The 18,415-nt window shown below is 67.9% G+C and carries 8 protein-coding genes; all 8 read left to right on the top strand.

Features of this window, described 5'->3' with window-relative positions; translation table 11 throughout:
- Positions 1–767 precede the first annotated feature (767 nt).
- The 8 genes from HEP73_RS06480 to HEP73_RS06445 all read left to right on the top strand — a co-directional run bounded on the left by HEP73_RS06480 (position 768) and on the right by HEP73_RS06445 (position 18,340).
- Positions 768–3,419, top strand: a complete 2,652-nt coding sequence (locus HEP73_RS06480) for a TonB-dependent receptor (RefSeq protein ID WP_185822564.1) — start codon at positions 768–770, stop codon at positions 3,417–3,419.
- A 104-nt stretch (positions 3,420–3,523) separates the two neighbouring features.
- Positions 3,524–5,218 carry an alpha-L-fucosidase gene (locus HEP73_RS06475; protein WP_185822563.1) on the top strand — a complete coding sequence of 565 codons (1,695 nt, stop codon included), beginning with the start codon at positions 3,524–3,526 and terminating at the stop codon, positions 5,216–5,218.
- A gap of 14 nt (positions 5,219–5,232) precedes the next feature.
- Positions 5,233–6,288 (top strand): glycosyl hydrolase family 18 protein, encoded by a 1,056-nt coding sequence (locus HEP73_RS06470; protein WP_185822562.1) that lies wholly within the window; start codon positions 5,233–5,235, stop codon positions 6,286–6,288.
- A gap of 55 nt (positions 6,289–6,343) precedes the next feature.
- Complete coding sequence (locus HEP73_RS06465) at positions 6,344–8,827, top strand: family 20 glycosylhydrolase (RefSeq protein ID WP_185822561.1); 2,484 nt, start codon at positions 6,344–6,346, stop codon at positions 8,825–8,827.
- 16 nt (positions 8,828–8,843) lie between these two features.
- Positions 8,844–11,543 (top strand): beta-mannosidase, encoded by a 2,700-nt coding sequence (locus HEP73_RS06460; protein ID WP_185822560.1) that lies wholly within the window; start codon positions 8,844–8,846, stop codon positions 11,541–11,543.
- A 107-nt stretch (positions 11,544–11,650) separates the two neighbouring features.
- Entirely contained in the window at positions 11,651–14,272 is a 2,622-nt protein-coding gene (locus tag HEP73_RS06455; RefSeq protein ID WP_458309679.1) for a glycoside hydrolase family 3 C-terminal domain-containing protein, read from the top strand.
- A 148-nt stretch (positions 14,273–14,420) separates the two neighbouring features.
- A complete protein-coding gene (locus tag HEP73_RS06450) occupies positions 14,421–15,866 on the top strand; it encodes a glycoside hydrolase family 125 protein (RefSeq protein ID WP_185822559.1) in 1,446 nt (481 codons plus the stop codon).
- Positions 15,867–15,997: 131 nt separating this feature from the next.
- Positions 15,998–18,340, top strand: coding sequence for a GH92 family glycosyl hydrolase (locus HEP73_RS06445; RefSeq protein ID WP_185822558.1), 2,343 nt, complete (start codon positions 15,998–16,000; stop codon positions 18,338–18,340).
- Positions 18,341–18,415 lie beyond the last annotated feature (75 nt).

The following is an 18,415-nucleotide window of genomic DNA, read 5'->3' as shown; positions in this document are numbered from 1 at the left end:
ACGATAAGCCATCACGGCCGATTCGTCGCGCTATTCCGACAGGACACCGACATTGCCGATGGAACGCCTGAAAGCCGGTACAAACGGCGTGCGAAAATTCGCCGCAATGCACAAATTCTGGGATACAGGTCGTGCTGTTGCGCGTCGCAGCCCAGCATACATGCCGCCACGACCGCGCCACCCGACCATGTTCTAGGCACGGATTTCCTTTGCTGGACAAAGACCTACGCAGCTAACCGGAAACTAAGCGGATTCATCTTCGACACCTGCCGTCGCATCCGTGCCGAGAATTGTCAAAATACCGTGAAGTAAGTGTTGACAACGCTGTCAACGCTATACCAGACTCGGTCGCATACAAGTTTTACATCTTCAAGACACGCCTCGTTCAGGGACACGGGACAGCGGTGCATCGCGATCCAGTGCCTGGCAGGCAGCGCCCAGCAGGTTCGCTGGCGCAGCCCGCAACGAAGGCAAACGGCTCCAACGCCGGTGCACGGAACGGGAGGGACTCCCGCCCGCGCATCAGGCAACTGCACCTTGCACGGTTTTGCTGGATTTGGTTGTCACTCAACAGGAAACAAGGAAGGACCGGCGCCCTCGGTGCCGCCGGCCGGCTACTTCCGCGTCAACGACCGGACGACGCGCACCGAAACGCGATACGCGCAGCCACCGCAAGGTGCAGCGCAATCAACAGGCCGGGCAGCGGCCAGCACGCCGGAACATCGGTTGGCACCTCATGCCCATGTACTAACCCAGAGGTTTAGCCAATGAATAGCCGCACCACCACGTTAGCCATCAGCATCATGGCCGCGCTGTACCTGTCCGGTAATGCTATGGCGCAGGAAGCACCCGCTTCCGGCGCAGAGTCGAAGAACGTCCAGGAACTGGACACCATCACCGTCACCGGCTACCGCGCCTCGCTGGAGAAGAGCCAGGCGGTCAAGCGCTCGGCCAACTCCATCGTCGACGCGATCAGCGCCGAGGACATCGGCAAGTTCCCGGACACCAATGCCGCCGAGTCGCTGGCGCACCTGCCGGGCATCAGCGTGGACCGCCAGTTCGGCGAAGGCGAGAAGGTCAGCATCAACGGCACCGATCCGGCGCTGAACCGCGTGCTGCTCAACGGCCAGACCATCGCCTCGGGCGACTGGGGCGGCAACCCGTCCGACACCAGCGGCCGTACCTTCAACTACACCCTGCTGTCGCCGGAAATCATCGGCCTGATGGAGGTCTACAAGACCCCAGAAGCGCGCATCGACGAAGGCTCGATCGGCGGCACCGTAATCGTGCACACCCGCAAGCCGCTGGACCTGCCGAAGAACACCATCCGCGGCTCGGTCGGCTACAACTACAACGACCGCTCGGAAGAAGGCAACCCGCGCGGCTCGGCGCTGTGGAGCTGGAAGAACGACGACGAGACCTTCGGCGCGTTGATCTCCGCCACCCACGACAAGCAGGACATCTCGCGCGCCGGCATCGAGTTCTTCGGCTACGGCACCGGCGAAAACATCCCCGCCACCGCCAACATCACGGGCGACGGTGGTAACGTTGCTACTGCCAAGATTCCAGCCGGCATCAACAGCGCCTACTTCCAGCAGACCCGCGAGCGCAACGGCCTGCAGGGCGCGCTGCAGTGGAAGCCGAACGAGCAGAACGAGTTCAACCTGACCGGCATCTACATCAAGGGCAAGTACAACAACTTCAGCGAATCGCGCTACGTCTGTACTTCCTGCGGATCGCCCTCGACTGCAGATCCGAGCGTGAGCATCAATAATCAGCGGTTGGTGACCCAGGCCAATGTTGAGAATGGCTACATCACCTCTGCGACCGTTTCCGACGGCAGCCTGGCGCAGCCCTATGCCCAGCTCGACACCAACTATCGCGAAAGCACCGTCACCACCAAGAGCGTGAACCTGCGCCACGACTGGTACGGCGACAACTGGGTGTTCACCACCCAGGCCGGCACCACCAAGGCCACCGGCGGCAAGAACCCCGAGTACCTGATGAAGTTCCTGCTGCAGGACGGCGGCTACAACTTCAACTACGACGGCAGCCACACCGGCGTCACCTACGACAACAACAGCGCGTCCAACTGGGGCCTGGCCTCCGGCCAGCAGGCCGGCGGCCTCGAGTACACCACCACCGAAGACAAGGAAAAGTACTTCCAGTTCGATGCGGCCCGCGATCTGCAATGGGGCCCGTTCAACAAGGTGCTGGTGGGCTACAAGTACATCAACCACGACAACGGCCAGAACTCGCGCGGCAACGCGATCTTCGCCAACCAGGACGTGCTGCTGACCGGCTTCAACCCGGGCACCACGCCGGGCGGCCTGTACGACGGCCTGGGCGCAAGTGGCGACCTGGTCAACTGGCCGACCGCCAACCTCAACTCGGTGCTCAAGTATCTGAAGGGGCTGCCGCAGGCGGCGCTGACGCCCAAGTTCGGCCAGATCTACGACGTCAAGGAAATCACCAGCGACCTGTACGCGCAGATGAACTTCGAAGCCGGCAAGTTCCGCGGCAACGTCGGCCTGCGCTACGCCGACACCAAGGACAAGTCGCAGTACTACCAGACCAGCGATGGCGGCACGACCTACGCGTTCCAGCAGGTCAGCAACGAGTACAAGAAGCCGCTGCCCAGCTTCAACATCGCCTATGACCTGGACGACACCAAGGTGCTGCGCTTCTCCGCGGCCAAGGTGATGGCACGCCCGCGCTACAGCGACCTGGCCGGTTCGTTCTCGCTCAACAGCACCAGCGGCGACCTGACCGCCAGCGGCGGCAACCCGGACCTGAAGCCGTACGAGTCGACCAACTACGACCTGGCCGCCGAATGGTACTTCGCTCCGTCCAGCATGCTGTCGGCCGAGGTGTTCTATCGGGATATCGGCTCGTACATCGTCAGCACCACGACCACAGAGATCCTCAGCGATCCGACCAACAACATCGTCAACCAGCCGTACAGCGTGACCCGCCCGGTCAACGCCACCGGCGCCAAGGTCAAGGGCGCATCGCTGAACTACCAGCAGGCGTTCGGCTACGGCTTCGGCCTGCAGGCGAACTACACCTACGCCGAGTCCAGCTCCGAGGACGGCCTGAACCTGCCGTACCTGTCGCGCAACACCTACAACGTGATCCCGTACTGGGAAAACGGTCCGTGGATGGTGCGGGTCAACTACAGCTACCGCTCCAAGTACTTCACCCAGATCGGCCGCCTGGATTCGAAGGTCTTCACCGACGAGTACAAGCAGCTCGACCTGACCGCCTCGTACGAGATCAACGACTGGATGAGCGTCAGCGTCAGCGCCACCAACCTGCTCGACTCCACGTACTACTGGTACAACGAGGTCAAGTACGCGCCGATCGGCATGTACAAGAACGGCCGCGGCTACCAGGCGCAGCTGAACTTCAAGTTCTGATGTAGGACTGGCGCGCCACCGACCCTCCACGGTGGCGCGCCCTTTTTTTGCCCGGCGTTTTCGTTTGCGCCGGCATCGCGTTTTCTACAGAGGAGTGCAGTTCCATGACGTCCGAGACCCGCCTGCGCGCGGACCGATCCCGCCACGCCGGAGCTGTACGCAAGACTCTGGCAAGCAGCTTTTCCCTCATTCTCGCGTTGGCGGCCATGCCCGCCTGCGCCGCGGATGCGCCGTCGCCGACCGCGCCCACCGCCACCACCCTCAGTCCCGAACAGATCGATCAGCAGTGGCTGCAGGCCACCGCCAAGTACGCGCCCGAGCGCGCGCGACTGGTGCGCGAAGCCGATGCCGGCGCGCGCAAGGGACCGTTCCGCCCGGACTGGGCCTCGCTGAAGAACTACCGTTCGCCCGGCTGGTACGACAACGCCAAGTTCGGCATCTTCATCCACTGGGGCGTGTTCTCGGTGCCGGCCTTCGGCAACGAGTGGTACTCGCGCAACATGTACCAACCCAACGCCAAGGACAGCCAGGACTACGCGCACCATCGCGAGAAGTACGGCGCGCAGTCCACCTTCGGCTACAAGGACCTGATCCCGCTGTTCACCGCGCCCAAGTTCGACCCGCAGGGCTGGGCCAAGCTGTTCCGCGCCGCCGGCGCGCGCTACGTGGTGCCGGTGGCCGAACACCACGACGGCTTCGCGATGTACGACTCGCAGCTGTCGGACTGGACCGCGACCAAGATGGGTCCCAAGCGCGACGTGATCGGCGAGCTGTCCAAGGCGATCCGCGCCGAAGGCCTGCATTTCGGCCTGTCCTCGCACCGCGCCGAGCACAACTGGTTCTTCGACGGCGGCCGCACCTTCGACTCGGACGTTAACGATCCGCGCTACGCCGGCCTGTACGGGCCGGCGCAGATCCGTTTGCCGGGCAAGGACGATGCCGACGTCGTCAACGACTGGACGCCGGTGTCGCAGGCGTGGCTGGACGACTGGCTGGCGCGTACCACCGAGCTGATCGACCGCTACAACCCGGAGCTGATCTACTTCGACTGGTGGATCGCGCACCCGACCTTCCGCAGCACCTTGCCGACCATGCTGTCGTACTACTACAACCACGGCGCCGCGCGCGGCGATGGGGTGGTGGTGAACTACAAGCTCGGCGCGTTCCCGGAAGGCGCCGGCACGCTGGACATCGAGCGCGGCCAGCTTACCGGCATCCATCCGACCCACTGGCAGACCGACACCTCGGTCAGCAACGCCTCGTGGGGCTACGTGGAGAACGACACCTACAAGACCCCGACCTTCATCGTGCACATGCTGGTGGACGTGGTCAGCAAGAACGGCAACCTGATGCTCAACATCGGTCCGCGCGCCGACGGCTCGATCCCCGATACCGAACGCGACATCCTGCTGTCGATCGGCAAGTGGCTGAAGACCAACGGCGAGGCGATCTACGACAGCCAGCCGTGGCGCACCTATGGCGAAGGCCCCACCGAAGTGGTCGGCGGCACCTTCCAGGACACCAAGACCAAGCCCTACACCGCCGAGGATTTCCGCTTCACCACCGGCCACGGCGCGCTGTACGCGATCGAGCTGGGCTGGCCGGCCGGCGGCAAGGCGGTGATCCGCACGCTCACGCCCGCCGACGGCGTGCGCGGCGTGACCCTGCTCGCCACCGGCAAGAAGGTGCCGTTCGAACAGCGCGCCGACGGCCTGCACCTGACCCTGCCGGCCAAGCCGGCCGGCGAACACGCCTACGTGTTCCGCATCGACCTGCCCTCCCCCACTTCCACCCGCTGACGGATATTCCCCCGATGATGAAGCGATTCGCAGGGCTGCTGCTTGCCCTGGCCATGGTCTGTACCCCCGCCATGGCCAAGAACCCGACCGCGCTGTTCTATCTGATGAGCACGCAGAAATCGACCAACTCGTTCCTGGCCAACGTCGACAAGATCGACGTGGTGGTGCCGACCTGGTACGGCGTGGACCAGAACGGCCTGGTCAGCGGCACCCCCAACGCGTACATCTACGACATCGCCAAGCGCAAGCAGCTGCGGGTGATGCCGATCCTGTCGATGACCACCGGCCGCGAAGGCTTCCACAAGCTGATGCACGACGAGGATGCGAAGAAGCGCATGATCGGCTCGCTGCTGATCCACGGCAAAAAGAACGGCTACTACGGCTTCCAGTTCGATTTCGAGAACATCGCCTGGACCGACCGCGACGCCTATACGCTGATGGTCAAGCAGACCGCAGACGCGCTGCACAAGGCCGGCTTCAAGATGTCGGTGGCGGTGGTGCCGAACGCGCCGGGCTACGCCGAAGGCGGGCAGTTCTCCAAGTGGATGTGGGAATACTGGCGCGGCGCCTACGACCTGAAGGCGCTCGGCCAGGCGGTGGATCTGGTCAGCCTGATGACCTACGACCAGCACACCCGCTGGACCACGCCCGGCCCGGTCGACGGCATGGTGTGGATGAAGAAGCACCTGGACTACGCGCTGACCCAGGTGCCGAAGGAGAAGCTGTCGCTGGGCATCGCCACCTACGGCTATCGCTGGTACACCGGCAACCCGGTGAAGGAAGACGGCACCGAGGCGTCCAACATCGCGGCGACCTACATCGACGCCGACGAGTCCTTCCCGCTGGCGATCGAGCAGAACGCCACCGTGCAGTGGGATGCGCAGGAGCAGGAGTCGTGGTTCTATTTCTACCGCGACGACATGCGCGAGTGGGTGTTCCGCCCGGATGCGCGCAGCTTCCGCGCGCGCTACGACATGGTCAAGCAATACGGCCTGGAAGGCTTCAGCTGCTGGGTGCTGGGCGCCGAGGATCCGAAGGTGTGGGACGAGCTGCCGACCGCATCGCGCTGATCCGTTACGCGCCGATCCACTACGATAGGCGTCCGCACAGCACGAGGTAGACCGAATGATTGCAGCAGGTGCACGCCAGCGCACGCCACACCGCCCGACGACCGCCCCGGCGGGCGCCGCGGCGGCGTCCCGCACCACGTGGCTGGGGCTTGCCCTGTTCGCCCTCGTTGCCGTACTGAGCGGCTGCGACCGCAAGGCCCCCGCAGCGGCGGACACCGCCAAGCCCGCCGCTGCGCCCGCACCGGTTGCGCCGAAACCGGTCAGCACCGCACCGTTGCCGCTGATTCCGGCACCGGCGCAGGCCAAGCGCGGCAGCGCCACGCTGACCATCGGCACCGGCAGCACGCTGTCGGTGCCGACCGACGACGAGGCGGCCATGCGCGTGGCCCGGCAACTGGCCACGCTGCTGGAAAAGACCCGCGGCCTGTCGCTGGAGGTGCGCGCCGAGACCATTCCGGCCAACGGCGCCATCCGCCTGCAGATGAACCCCAACGCCCCCGTGGAAGCGCCGGAAGGCTACGGGCTGGACGTGGACGGCAGCACCATGCTGATCCAGGCGCGCGACGAGCGCGGCCTGTTCTACGGCGCGATGAGCGCCTGGCAGCTGCTCACCCCCGATGCCGGCAAGGGCGAAGTGGACGTGCCCGAGGTCAAGATCCGCGACTGGCCGCGCTTCGGCTGGCGCGGCCTGCTGCTCGACGTGGCCCGCCATTTCCACAGCCCGGACACGGTCAAGCACGTCATCGATGCGATGGCCGAGCACAAGCTCAACGTGCTGCACCTGCACCTGACCGACGACCAGGGCTGGCGCATCGAGATCAAGCGCTATCCCAAGCTCACCGAGATCGGCGCCTGGCGCACCCCGCCTGGCGCCGGTACGCAAGGCGTGCCGGAAAGCTACGGCGGCTTCTACACCCAGGACCAGATCCGCGACCTGGTGGCCTACGCCGCCGCGCGGCACATCACCATCGTGCCGGAGCTGGACATGCCCGGGCACGCGCAGGCGGCGGTGGCGGCGTATCCGGAACTGGTCGGCGTGACCCGGCAGCGGCCGAAGGTGTCGGTGGACTGGGGCGTCAATCCCTACCTGTTCAATACCGACGAAAAGAGCATGACCTTCATCCAGGGCGTGCTCGACGAGGTGCTGCAGCTGTTCCCTTCGCAGTACATCCACATCGGCGGCGACGAAGCGGTCAAGGACCAGTGGGAGCGTTCGCCGGCGGTGCGCGCGCAGATGCGCAAGCTCGGAGTCAAGGACGCGCACGCGATGCAGGGCTGGTTCAACCAGCAACTGTCCGACTACCTGACCAAGCACGACCGGCGCCTGATCGGCTGGGACGAGATCCTGGAAGGCGGCCTGCCGGCCAGCGCGTCGGTGATGTCGTGGCGCGGCGTCGATGGCGCGGTGGCCGCGGCCAAGCAAGGCCACGACGTGGTGCTGGTGCCGGCCGGCTGGCTGTACCTGGACAACCTGCAGAGCGCACGCAACGACGAGCCCAACGGGCGGCTGGCGGTGCTGCCGCTGCAGAAGGTCTACGAGTTCGATCCGGTCCCGGCCGCGCTCAACGCCGAGGAAGCCAAGCACGTGCTCGGCGCGCAGGCCGCGCTGTGGGCCGAATACATTCCCTCGGCCTGGCATATCGACCACGCGCTGTTCCCGCGCCTGGGCGCGCTGGCCGAGGCGGCGTGGTCGCCGTCGGCGGCGCGCGGCTGGGACGGCTTCCTGCAACGCCTGCCGGCGCAGCTCAACCGCTACCGCGCGCTGGGCATCGACTACGGCGACGGCGCGTTCGCGCCGGACATCGCCATCCAGGGCGGCGACAACGCCGCGCTGGACAGCGGCAAGGCCAGCATCGCGCTCGGCAACCAGGCCAAGTTCGGCAGCTTCCGCTACACCACCGACGGCAGCGAGCCCAAGGCCGACTCGCCGCGTTACGACAAGCCATTCGACGTGACCCTGCCGGTCACCGTACGCGCGGCCACCTTCGCCGACGACGGCAGCGTGCTGGCCGCGCCGCGCACCCGCATCCTCGACCGCCCCGGCCTGCTCAGCCGCGACACCCAGGGCCTGGGTTCCTGCGCCGACGGCAGCCTGGGTCTGCGCGTGCCGCTGCTGCCGGACATGTCGGGCAAGGACACGCCGGTGTTCAACATCGACCTGTTCGGCAGCTGCTGGCGCTACGCCGACGCGCGCCTGGACGGCATCGCCCGCATCCGCATCGATGCCGCGCGGCTGGCGCGCAACTACGGGCTGGCGCACGAGCAGGTCAAGGTCAAGCAATACCCGGCCAGGACCGCGCACGGCGAACTGGAAGTGCGCCTGGGCGATTGCAAGGGCAAGCTGCTGGCGCGGATCCCGCTGCCGGGCGGCAAGGCGCTGGGCGAGCAGTTCTCGCTGGAAGCGCCGCTGCCCAAGCAGACCGGCACGCACGACCTGTGCCTGCGCTCGACCGCCCGCATCAACGGCCCGTACTACGCCATCGGCGCCGTCCACCTGATCGAAACCACCGCGCAGGCGCCCCCCGCCGCCGCGCGTTGACCCTGGAGACCCACGCATGACCCAGCCGCACCGCCGTTCCCGTTCCGCGCCGCACCTGCGCCTTCCCGCCCGGCTCGGGCTGCTGCTGGCGCTGGGCCTGCCCACGCTGGGCCAGGCCGCGGTGCCGACGACGCTGCCGCTGCAACAGGGCTGGCAGGTGCGGCTGGCGCCGGGCGAGGTGCGCGCCAAGGAATTCCCGAAGGCCGCGCAGTGGCTGCCGGCGCAGGTGCCGGGCACGGTGCAGACCGACCTGATCGCCGCCGGGGTGGTGCCCGATCCGTTCTATCGCGACAACGAGGCCAAGATCCAGTGGGCCGGGTTGAGCGACTGGCAATACCAGACCCGCTTCAAGGCCGACGCCGCGCTGCTCGCGCGCGAGCACGTGGAGCTGGTGTTCGACGGCCTGGACACCTTCGCCGAGGTCTACCTCAACGGCAAGAAACTGCTCGCCGCCGACAACATGTTCCGGCAGTGGCGGGTAGACGCCAAGCCGCTGCTCAAGCGCGGCGACAACGTGCTGGAAGTGCGGCTGTACTCGCCGATCAAGAAGCTCCAGCCGTGGCTGGCCAAGCAGCCGTACGCGCTGCCCGGCGCCTACGACTCGGCCTTCGGCGACGAACCCGTCGCCCGGCACAGCTCCACCTACGTGCGCAAGGCGCCGTACACCTTCGGCTGGGACTGGGGCCCGCGCATCGTCACCGCCGGCATCTGGCAGGACGTGCGGGTGGAAGCCTGGGACGCGCTGCGCGTGGAAGGCCTGCACATCGCCCAGCAACGCGTCGATGCGGACGCGGCGCAACTGCTCGCGCAACTGGAGGTGCAGGCCGGCCGCAGCGGCGAGGTGCAGTTGGAGCTGGACGTGCTCGGCCCCGATGGCCAGCGCGTGGCGCAGCTGAGCCAGAAGGCGGTGCTCGACCCCGGCAGCAACACGCTCACCGTGCCGGTGCGCATCGCCAAGCCGCAGCGCTGGTTCCCGGCCGGCTACGGCAAGCAGGATCTGTACACGTTCAAGGCGCGCATCCGCGACGCCGCCGGCGACAGCTACGCCACCGAGCGCGTCACCGGCCTGCGCAGCGTCGAACTGCGCCGCGACAAGGACCAGTGGGGCAAGGGCTTCGCGATCGTGGTCAACGGCATCCCGGTGTTCGCCAAGGGCGCCAACCTGATCCCGTTCGACAGCTTCCCAAGCCGGGTCGATGCGGCGCGCATGCGCGGCATCATGCAATCGGCGCGCGACGCCAACATGAACATGCTGCGCATGTGGGGCGGCGGCCACTACCAGCCGGACAGCTTCTACGAGGACGCCGACCGCCTGGGCATCATGATCTGGCAGGACTTCATGTTCGGCGGCGCGATCCCGCCCTACGACGTGGCGTTCCGCGAGAACACCCGCGCCGAGGCCGAAGCGCAGGTCAAGCGCCTGGGCGACCACCCCAGCATCGTGATCTGGTGCGGCAACAACGAAGTGCAGACCGGCTGGGAAAACTGGGGCGACCGGGTCAAGTTCAAGCAATCGATCGATCCGGAAGAACGCAGCCGCATCGAGCGCGGCATGACCACGCTGTTCGGTACCGTGCTGCGCGAGGCGGTCAGCAAGTACGACAGCGACACCCCGTACTGGGCGACCTCGCCCGGCACCGATTTCGACGGCGGCGCCGACCAGCCCGACGACGGCGACATGCACTACTGGAAGGTGTGGGGCGGCCCGGCGCTGCCGGTCACCGAATACCTCAACGTGACCCCGCGCTTCATGTCCGAGTACGGCCTGCAGTCGTTCCCGGAGATGCGCACCATCCGCGCCTTCGCCGAACCCGGCGACCTGCAGCCGGAATCGCCGGTGATGCGCGCGCACCAGAAGTTCGACAAGGGCAACGGCAACCAGCGCCTGCTGCTGTACATCCGCCGCGAATTCGGCGAGCCCAAGGACTTCGAGAGCTTCGTCTACCTGAGCCAGCTGATGCAGGCCGAAGGCATCGCCCTGGCCGCCGAGCACCTGCGCGCGTCGCGGCCGCAGTCGATGGGAACGCTCTACTGGCAGCTCAACGACGTGTGGCCGGGCGCATCCTGGTCGAGCCTGGACTACTTCGGCCGCTGGAAGGCGCTGCACTACCACGCCAAGCGCTTCTACGCGCCGGAGTTGATCGCCGCGCTGCGCAACGACAAGGGCCAGACCGAGGTGACGCTGGTCTCCGATCGCACCGTGCCGCTGGCCGCGCGCTGGCGCATGCGGGTGATGGACGTGTCCGGCAAGGTGCTGAGCAAGAGCGAGAAGCCGGTGACCCTGGCGCCGCTGTCCAGCGTGCGGGTGGGCAGCTTCAGCGATGCGCAGCTGCTGCGCCGCGCCGATCCCAAGCGCAGCTTTGCGGTGTTCGAACTGCTCGACGGCGCGCGCGTGCTGTCGCGCAACCTGGTGTTCTTCGATGCGGCCAAGCACCTGCATCTGCCCAGCCCCGACATTCGCAGCGAACTGCGTGCCGACGGCGATGGCTATGCGCTGACCCTGACCAGCGCCACGCTGGCGCGCGAGGTGTGGCTGGCGTTCGGCGACCTGGATGCCACGCTGTCCGACAACGCCTTCGACCTGTTGCCGGGCGAGCCGCTGACCGTGCACGTGCGCAGTAACGCGACGCTGGAGCAGCTGCGCAGCGCCTTGCAGGTGCGCAATCTGGCCGACACGCTGGCCGGTGCGCCGGCCGAGCCGGTGGAGGCGAAGTGATGCGCATCCCGATGTCCGATGCGCGCGCAATGTTGTGGGAGGGACTTCAGTCCCGACGCGGCCTTACCGAAAAAGCGTCGGGACTGAAGTCCCTCCCACAAAAGCCGCTGCCCCTTGGATTGTGTCTGCTCGCGCTGCTTGCCGCCCCGCTCGCGCATGCCGACGACGCCGAGGACCGCGCCGCCTCGCTGGTGGCGAAGATGACGCGCGAGGAAAAGGTCGCGCAGGCGATGAACGATGCGCCGGCGATTCCGCGCCTGGGCGTGCCGGCCTACGAATGGTGGAGCGAGGGCCTGCACGGCATCGCCCGCAACGGCTACGCCACCGTGTTCCCGCAGGCGATCGGCCTGGCCGCCACCTGGAACACGGCCCTGCTCGAGCAGGTCGGCACCGTGACCTCGACCGAGGCGCGCGCCAAGTTCAACCTTGCCGGGCGCCCCGGCAAGGATCATCCGCGCTACGCCGGGCTGACCATCTGGTCGCCGAACATCAACATCTTCCGCGACCCGCGCTGGGGCCGCGGCATGGAGACCTACGGCGAGGACCCCTACCTCACCGGGCAACTGGCGGTGGGCTTCATCCACGGCCTGCAGGGCGACGACCTCAGCCACCCGCGCACCATCGCCACGCCCAAGCACATCGCCGTGCACAGCGGCCCGGAACCCGGCCGCCACGGCTTCGACGTGGACGTGTCGCCGCGCGACCTGGAAGCGACCTATACCCCGGCCTTCCGCGCCGCCATCGTCGATGGCCGCGCCGGCTCGGTGATGTGCGCCTACAACTCGCTGCATGGCACCCCGGCCTGCGCCGCCGACTGGCTGCTCAACGGCCGCCTGCGCGGCGACTGGGGCTTCAAGGGCTTCGTCGTCTCCGACTGCGACGCGCTCGACGACATGACCCAGTTCCATTATTTCCGCGCCGACAACGCCGGCTCGTCCGCTGCCGCGCTCAAGGCCGGCCACGACCTCAACTGCGGCCACGCCTATGCCGAACTGGGCCAGGCGATCGAACGCGGCGACGCCGACGAAGCCCTGCTCGACCAGTCGCTGGTGCGCCTGTTCGCCGCGCGCTACCGGCTCGGCGAACTGCAGCCGCAGCGCAAGGACCCGTACGCGCGGCTCGGCGCCAAGGACGTGGACAGCGCCGCACACCGCGCGCTGGCACTGCAGGCCGCGCAGCAATCGCTGGTGCTGCTGCAGAACCGCAACGCCACCCTGCCGCTGAAACCGGGCCTGCGCCTGGCGGTGATCGGCCCCAATGCCGACGCGCTGGCCGCGCTGGAAGCCAACTACCAGGGCACCTCGGCCGCGCCGGTGACGCCGCTGCTGGGCCTGCGCGAGCGCTTCGGCGCCGCGAACGTGAGCTACGCGCAAGGCGCCCCGCTCGCCGCCGGCGTGCCCGGCATGATCCCCGAGACCGCCCTGCGCAGCGACGGCAAGCCCGGCCTGCGTGGCGAGTATTTCGACAACGTCGATCTGGCCGGCAATCCGCGCACGCAGCGCCAGGACCGCGTGGTCAGCTTCAACTGGGACCAGGTGGCGCCGGCCAAGGGCGTGGACAAGGACCGCTACTCGGTGCGCTGGAGCGGTGAACTGCTGCCGCCCGGACCGGGCGACTACACCCTGGCGGTGCGCGTGGCGCGCTGCTTCGATTGCGCCGGCCACGATCCGGTGCGGCTGTACATCGACGACAAGCTGGTCGTCGCCGGCAACGCCGAAGACAAGCACCTGCCGGCCGGCATGCACAACGCCGACGGCCGCAACGTCGAGACCGTGCTGCACTTCGACGACACGCGCCCGCGCCGCATCCGCCTGGAACTGGAGCACCGCGGCCAGGACCAGGGCCTGCGCCTGGAATGGCTGGCACCGGCCGCACCGCAACTGGCCGAAGCCGAACGCGCGGTGGCGCAAGCCGATGCGGTGGTCGCCTTCGTCGGCCTGTCGCCGGACGTGGAAGGCGAGGAACTGCGCATCGACGTGCCCGGCTTCGACGGCGGCGACCGCAACGACCTGGCCCTGCCCGCGGCGCAGCAGGCGCTGCTGGAACGCGCCAAGGCCAGCGGCAAGCCGCTCGTGGTGGTGCTGATGAGCGGCAGCGCGGTGGCCTTGAACTGGGCCAAGCAGCATGCCGATGCGATCGTCGTGGCGTGGTATCCGGGACAGTCCGGCGGCACCGCGATCGCGCAGGCGCTGGCCGGCGACGTCAACCCGGGCGGCCGCCTGCCGGTGACCTTCTACCGCTCCACCAAGGACCTGCCGGCCTACGTCAGCTACGACATGAAGGGCCGCACCTACCGCTACTTCAAGGGCGAGCCGCTGTTCGCGTTCGGCAGCGGGCTGAGCTACACCAGCTTCGCCTACACCGCGCCGCAGCTGTCGACCACGACGCTGCAGGCCGGCACCAACCTGCAGGTCCGCACGCAGGTCCGCAACAGCGGCACGCGCGCCGGCGACGAGGTGGTGCAGGTGTACCTGGAATACCCGCAACGCGCGCAATCGCCGCTGCGCACCCTGGTCGGCTTCCAGCGGGTGACGCTGCAGCCGGGCGAGTCGCGCGAGGTGCAATTCGAATTGACGCCGCGGCAGCTGAGCGATGTCGATCGCGCCGGCCAGCGCGCGGTGCAGCCTGGCGACTACCGCGTGTTCGTCGGCGGCGGCCAGCCCGGCACCGGGGCGCCAGGCGACGGGACCGCGTTTTCGATCCAGGGCAGCGCGCCCATCCCGCGGTAACCAGCGAATGCGCCGCACCATCGCTTCCTGTAGGAGCGGCTTCAGCCGCGACCGGGCGTTACCGGTAACACCCGGTCGCGGCTGAAGCCGCTCCTACAGAAAAGCAAAGCAATGCGCCCACACGTATAGACCAGACCAGGAGTCACCCATGCCTTCCCGCCGCGATGTCCTCCAGTTGCTCGGCAGCGCCGCCGGCGCCGGCCTGCTCGCCAGCGCCGTACCCGGCTTCGCCGCGAGCGGCGCAGCGGCGGCAGGCCTGCCCAGCAAGCGCCCAGCGCCGGCGCAACGGCGCTTCGTCAGCGCCGCGGTGGAAAAGCACCTGCGCACGGTCAAGGCCGGCATCGGCGATCCGCGCCTGGCCTGGCTGTTCGAGAACTGCTATCCGAACACGCTCGACACCACCGTGGAAATCGGCACCCGCAACGGCAAGCCGGACACCTTCGTCATCACCGGCGACATCGAGGCGCTGTGGCTGCGCGATTCCTCGGCGCAGGTGCATCCGTACGTCCCGCTGGCCAAACGCGACCCGGCGCTGCGGCGCATGTTCCATGGCCTGATCCAGCGCCAGGCGGCCTGCATCCAGCTCGACCCCTACGCCAATGCGTTCCTGCCCGACGGCAAGAGCCAGCGCCTGAAATGGTCGGTGGCCGACATCACCGAGATGAAGCCCGGCGTCGGCGAGCGCAAGTGGGAAGTGGATTCGCTGTGCTACCCGATCCGCCTGGCGCACGAATACTGGCGCGCCAGCGGCGACACCGCCCCGTTCGACGACGACTGGCGCGCGGCGATGCACGTGGTGGTCAAGACCTTCCGCGAGCAGCAGCGCCTGCACGACCGCGGCCCCTACACGTTCCAGCGCCCCTCGCCGCTGGCCACCGAAACCCTGGTGCTGGAGGGCTACGGCCAGCCGACCAAGCCCAACGGCATGATCCACTCGATGTTCCGCCCGTCCGACGACGCCTGCCTGTACCCGCTGTTCGTACCGGCCAACCTGTTCGCGGTGACCTCGCTGCGGCAGCTGGCGACGATGAGCGAAGCCTTGCACCACGATGCCGCCTTCGCCGCCGAATGCCGCGCGCTGGCCGACCAGGTCGAGACCGCCACGCGCCAGTTCGGGCAGATGCGCGATGCCGATGGGCAAGCGTTCTGGGCCTACGAAGTGGACGGCTACGGCAACCAGTTGTTCATCGACGACGCCAACGCGCCGGGCCTGCTGAGCCTGGCCTACCTGGGCTGCTGCGACCGCCGCGACCCGCTGTTCCTGCGCACCCGCCAGCTGGCGTGGAGCGAGCGCAACCCGTACTTCTACCGCGGCCGCGCCGCCGAGGGCGTGGGCAGTCCGCACAGCGGCATGGGCACGATCTGGCCGATGTCGATCATGCAGTACGCACTGGCCAGCGACGACGACGCGCAGATCCGCCAATGCCTGGCCTGGCTGAAAAGCACCGACGCCGGCAGCGGCTTCATGCACGAAGCCTTCGACAAGGACGACCCGAGCAAATTCACCCGCGACTGGTTCGCCTGGGCCAACACCTTGTTCGGCGAACTGATCGTCGACCTGCACCAGCGCAAACCGCATCTTCTGAAAGCCTGACCACCCCCAGCGCCCCCTGTAGGAGCGGCTTCAGCCGCGACCGGATCTGACCGGTAACGCCAAGGTCGCGGCTGAAGCCGCTCCTACAGAAACACCATTCCCTCTCAGCTGCACACACCGAGGACAGCACCATGGCCACACGACGCGGTTTCCTGCAGGGCGCCATCGCCCTGGCCCTGTTCGGCAGCAGCGGCATCGCCCGCCTGGCGCAAGCGCGCGCCGGCAGCTACGCCCTCCCCGCCGACGCCCGCGCCAAGGCCGAACTCACCCGCCACGTCGACGTGTTCATCGGCACCGGCGGCCACGGCCACACCTTCCCCGGCGCCACGCTGCCGTTCGGCATGGTGCAGCTGAGCCCGGACACCTACAACGCGGTGTGGGATTCGTGCTCCGGCTACCACGAGTCCGATGGCTCGATCATGGGCTTCTCGCACACCCACCTGTCCGGCACCGGCGTCGGCGACCTGCTCGATTTCCTGGTCGTCCCCGCCACCGGCGACGTCAAGCTGGTCCCCGGCACGCTGGAAGATCCGGACGCCGGCTACCGCTCGCGCTACGACCACGCCGACGAAGCCGCCTCGCCCGGCTACTACCGGGTGCGCCTGAAGGACAGCGGCGTGCACGCCGAGCTGACCGCCACCGCCCGCGCCGGCCTGCACCGCTACCACTTCCCCAAGGGCAAGCCCGCGCACCTGCTGCTGGACCTGTGCCATGGCATGCAGGACAAGCCGGAGATCGCGACCCGGGTCAGCGACGCGCAACTGCGCATCGTCGATGCGCGCACCCTGACCGGCGGGCGCCGCGTGTACCAGTGGGCGACCGGCCGCTACCTCTACTTCGCCATGCGCCTGTCGCGGCCGTTCGCCAAGGCCCAGCTCTACTCAGAAGACCAGCCACTGGCCGCCGACGCGCACCAGGCCGACGGCACCCATCTGAAGGTGGCGCTGCACTACCCCGACGCCGCCGACGCGCCGCTGCTGGTCAAGGTCGGCATCTCCGCGGTCAGCGCCGAGAACGCCCTGGCCAACCTCGACGCCGAACTGCCCGACTTCGATTTCGCGCGCGTGCACGCCGCCGCCGTGGCCGCGTGGGAGAAGGAACTGGCGCGCGTGCGCATCGACAGCGACGACGACGCGCAACAGCGCATCTTCTACACCGGCCTGTACCACAGCCTGCTCGCGCCCACCCTGTTCAGCGACACCGACGGCCGCTACCGCGGCATGGACCTGCAGGTGCACCAGGCGCCCGCCGGCTACCACAACTACAGCACCTACTCGCTGTGGGACACCTACCGCGCGCTGCACCCGTTGCTGACGTTGGTGCAACCCGAACGCGTGCCCGACCTGGTGCAGTGCCTGGTGCGCGGCGCCAACGAATGCCCGGACGGCGTCGGCATCTGGCCGCTGCAGGGCGTGGAAACCGGCTGCATGATCGGTTACCACTCCGCCGTGGTGCTGGCCGAAGCGCACGCCAAGGGCTTCACCGGCATCGACTACGCCGCCGCCTGGCCGGCCTACCGCAAGCGCGCGATGGACGACACCACGCACGGCCTGGACGAATACCGCAAGCGCGGCTACATCCCCAGCGATACGGTGGACGAAGCGGTCAGCCGCACCCTCGAATACGCCTACGACGACTGGGCAGTGGCACACCTGGCGCAGGCCGCCGGCGCCACCAAGGAGGCGAGCGCCCTGCGCGAACGCTCGCGCAACTACCGCAACGTGTTCAACCGCAAAAGCGGCTTCGTGCAGCCGCGGCTGAGCAACGGCGACTGGGCTGCCCCGTTCGATCCGCGCGCGATGGGCCACATGGCGAAATGGCGCGACTTCACCGAATCCAACGCCTGGCAGGCCACCTTCCTCAACCAGCACGACCTGTACGGCTACATGGACCTGTTCGGCGGCCGCGACGGTTTCGTCGCCAAGCTCGACGAACTGTTCTCCACCAGCTCCGAATTGCCGGCCGACGCCCCGCCGGACATCGACGGCATGGTCGGCCAGTACGCGCACGGCAACGAGCCCAGCCACCACGTGGCCTACCTGTTCGCCTACGCCGGGCAGCCGTACAAGACCCAGGCGATGGTGCGGCGGCTGCTGCGCGAGCAATACCACGACGCGCGCAACGGCCTGTCCGGCAACGAGGACTGCGGGCAGATGAGCGCCTGGTTCGTGCTCAGCGCGCTGGGCTTCTACGCCGTGGACCCGGTCAGCGCCACCTACGTGCTCGGCAGCCCGCTGTTCAAGCGCGCCGACGTCGATGTCGGCAACGGCCGCACCCTCAGCGTCGTCGCCCACGGCAACAGCGCGGCCAACGTCTACATCCAGCGCGCCCGCTGGAACGGCAAGCCGTACACGCGCAGCTGGCTGCGCCACGCCGACCTCGCCGCCGGCGGCACCCTGGAACTGGAGATGGGGCCGAAGCCGAATCCCGCCTTCGGCGCAGCCAAGGAAGACCTGCCGCCCTCGTTCGTTTGAGACACACCGCTCCCCTGTAGGAGCGGCTTCAGCCGCGACCGAGACTCTCCGGTAGCACTCGGTCACGGCTAATGG

The sequence above is a fragment of the Xanthomonas sp. GW genome, from assembly GCF_014236815.1.
GTDB lineage: Bacteria > Pseudomonadota > Gammaproteobacteria > Xanthomonadales > Xanthomonadaceae > Xanthomonas_A.
Note: the sequence above shows the minus strand (reverse complement) of the source record. Positions and strands in the feature narration are given on the sequence as shown.

Coding starts and splice junctions, on each gene's coding strand:
- HEP73_RS06480 (WP_185822564.1), top strand. CDS start 768: ATGAATAGCCGCACCACCACGTTAGCCATCAGCATCATGGCCGCGCTG.
- HEP73_RS06475 (WP_185822563.1), top strand. CDS start 3,524: ATGACGTCCGAGACCCGCCTGCGCGCGGACCGATCCCGCCACGCCGGA.
- HEP73_RS06470 (WP_185822562.1), top strand. CDS start 5,233: ATGATGAAGCGATTCGCAGGGCTGCTGCTTGCCCTGGCCATGGTCTGT.
- HEP73_RS06465 (WP_185822561.1), top strand. CDS start 6,344: ATGATTGCAGCAGGTGCACGCCAGCGCACGCCACACCGCCCGACGACC.
- HEP73_RS06460 (WP_185822560.1), top strand. CDS start 8,844: ATGACCCAGCCGCACCGCCGTTCCCGTTCCGCGCCGCACCTGCGCCTT.
- HEP73_RS06450 (WP_185822559.1), top strand. CDS start 14,421: ATGCCTTCCCGCCGCGATGTCCTCCAGTTGCTCGGCAGCGCCGCCGGC.
- HEP73_RS06445 (WP_185822558.1), top strand. CDS start 15,998: ATGGCCACACGACGCGGTTTCCTGCAGGGCGCCATCGCCCTGGCCCTG.